At 64.1% G+C, this 713-nt stretch carries 1 protein-coding gene; it reads left to right on the forward strand.

Annotation, left to right across the window (positions count from 1 at the left end):
- A partial coding sequence (locus BTW07_RS19950) for a VCBS domain-containing protein (protein WP_167369292.1) occupies positions 1–713 on the forward strand: 713 nt, incomplete at both ends.

Raw genomic sequence — 713 nt, forward strand, 5'->3', positions numbered from 1 at the left:
ACACCGTCAGCGATGGCCAGGGCGGCACCGCCACCTCGACGCTGACCGTAACGGTGACCGGCACCAATGATGCACCGGTCGCCGTCGCCGATACCGATAGTACGGGCGAGAACGCTACTCTCAATATCGCCGCGTCCCAGGGCGTGCTGGCCAACGACAGCGATGTCGATGGCGGCACGCTGAGCGTCAGCGCGGTCAACGGCGTAACAGGTAGCGTGGGGCAGGCCATCACCGGCTCCAATGGCGGCACCTTCACGCTGAACGCGGATGGCTCCTACAGCTTCAATCCGGGTACGGCGTTCGATCGCCTGGCCGCGGGTCAGACCGACAAGACGCAGATCAGCTACACCGTCAGCGACGGCCAGGGCGGCACCGCCACCTCGACGCTGACCGTAACGGTGACCGGTACCAACGACGCCCCGGTCATCACCGGCACCGCTACCGGCTCGGTGACCGAAGACAGCAACGTCAATACCTCGGGTAACCTGACCGCCAGCGGCGCGTTGACGGCGACCGATGCGGATAATGGCCAGAGTGGCTTCGTGCCGGGTAGCGCCAATGCCGCCGCCGGCACCCTGGGAACGCTTGCCATCACCGCCGGGGGTAACTGGAGTTACAGCGTTGCCAATAGTGCGGTGCAATACCTGAAAGCTGGCGAAACCAAGGTCGAGAATTTCACTGTCTCCACGTTGGATGGCACCACGAAAACGATC

Source organism: Salinicola socius (assembly GCF_001937195.1).
Taxonomy (GTDB): domain Bacteria; phylum Pseudomonadota; class Gammaproteobacteria; order Pseudomonadales; family Halomonadaceae; genus Salinicola; species Salinicola socius.